We start from the raw sequence: 1,455 nt of genomic DNA, 5'->3' as shown, positions 1-1,455 counted from the left end.
GGGTGGATTCAATCGGTGGATGCAACACCCTCTTGCTCGAGTGACTGTAGCTGCTCGGCGAACACCTCAGCTGGAGACTTCCAGCCGAGGACCTTCCGGGGACGATTGTTGACTGCCAGCGCGACCGCTTCGAGGTCCTGCACAGTCCAGCGTGAGAGATCGGTACCCTTCGGGAAGTACTGACGTAGCAGCCCGTTCGTGTTCTCGTTCGTGGGCCTCTGCCACGGCGAGTGGGGATCGGCGAAGAACACCTTCGTGCCCGTCTCCACAGTGAACTGCGCATGCCCAGACAGCTCCTTGCCGCGGTCCCAAGTCAGCGTCTTGCGCAACTGCTGCGGCAGGGTCGTCATCGAGGCAGTCAAAGCAGCGTTCATCGCCACAGCGCCGTAGCCGGCCAGGGCGGGACCGTTCTTGACCCGCGGTGTCTGCCCGTAGCCGTCCAGCCGAGGCAGGTGCACCAGCAACGTGGCTCGGCTCTTGCGCTCAATGACGGTACCGATCGCGGACCGGTTCGTGCCGATGATCAGGTCACCTTCCCAGTGTCCTGGCACGGCGCGGTCAGCGGCTTCGGCGGGGCGTTCACTGAGGACCACATCCTCGGTCACGTGCCCTTGAGGCTTGTTCTTCGACCGGGCTCGGGGCGCCCGCAGAGATCGGCCGGTGCGCAGGCAGGCGACCAGTTCTCGCTTGAGCGCGCCCCGGCCCTCGATGAACAGGGACTGGTAGATCGCCTCGTGACTGATACGCATGGACTCATCCTCGGGGTAGTCGATCTCAAGCCGGTGTGAGATCTGCTCCGGACTCCACGCCGTGACCCACCGCCGGTCGGCCCGGCGTGGCTTCGACCTGCCCTTCCACGCCGGTACGTCCGGCCCGGCCACGATCGACCCATCTGGATGGCACACATCGCCGCTGAGCCGGTCCTGGACGTAGTTCCGTAGTTTCGGGTTCGCGACCAGCTTCGCGGTCTTCGGCCTCCGCGCCATCAGCTCCGCCTTCCACTGCGCGACCGAGGCCCGGTACTCCAGCTTCCCGCCGCGGGTAGCGGCGTTTCGACGCAGCTCGCGCGAGATCGTGGCCGGGTCGCGGTTGATCCTGCGCGCGATCTCGCGCACGCCCACCTGCTGAGCGTGCAGGACAGCGATCTCCTCCCGCTCAGGAAACGACAGATAACGTCCGCCAGGCTCGGTGAGTTCGATCGTCCTCATGCCGCCACCTTGTCGGAACCAGCGTGCCCCGACGGCTGCAGACACGCCCACCTTCCCGGCTGCGTCCTCCGAGGAGCGTCCCGTCGCTATCTCTTTCCAGAACCTGCGTTCGATGCTGCGGCGCGTCTTCGGGGCGCCTGGCGAGATCATCGCCGACCGGCCCGTGAGTTCCTTCAGCCATCCAGCTGGTCGTCCCATCAACACCCTCCTCGACCTGAGGTGTTGCGTCCACCAGTTGAATCCACCC

General features: G+C 65.7%; 1 protein-coding gene. It reads right to left on the bottom strand.

Annotation, left to right across the window (positions count from 1 at the left end; translation table 11 throughout):
• Nucleotides 1-8 precede the first annotated feature (8 nt).
• Nucleotides 9-1,406 (bottom strand): IS30 family transposase, encoded by a 1,398-nt coding sequence (locus L3K22_RS16600; RefSeq protein WP_373318080.1) that lies wholly within the window; start codon nucleotides 1,404-1,406, stop codon nucleotides 9-11.
• Nucleotides 1,407-1,455 lie beyond the last annotated feature (49 nt).

Origin of the sequence: Brachybacterium atlanticum (genome assembly GCF_025669985.1) — a bacterium.
Lineage (GTDB): Bacteria > Actinomycetota > Actinomycetes > Actinomycetales > Dermabacteraceae > Brachybacterium > Brachybacterium conglomeratum.
The sequence above is the reverse complement of the archived record's forward strand: the minus strand, read 5'-3'. Positions and strand labels throughout refer to the sequence as shown.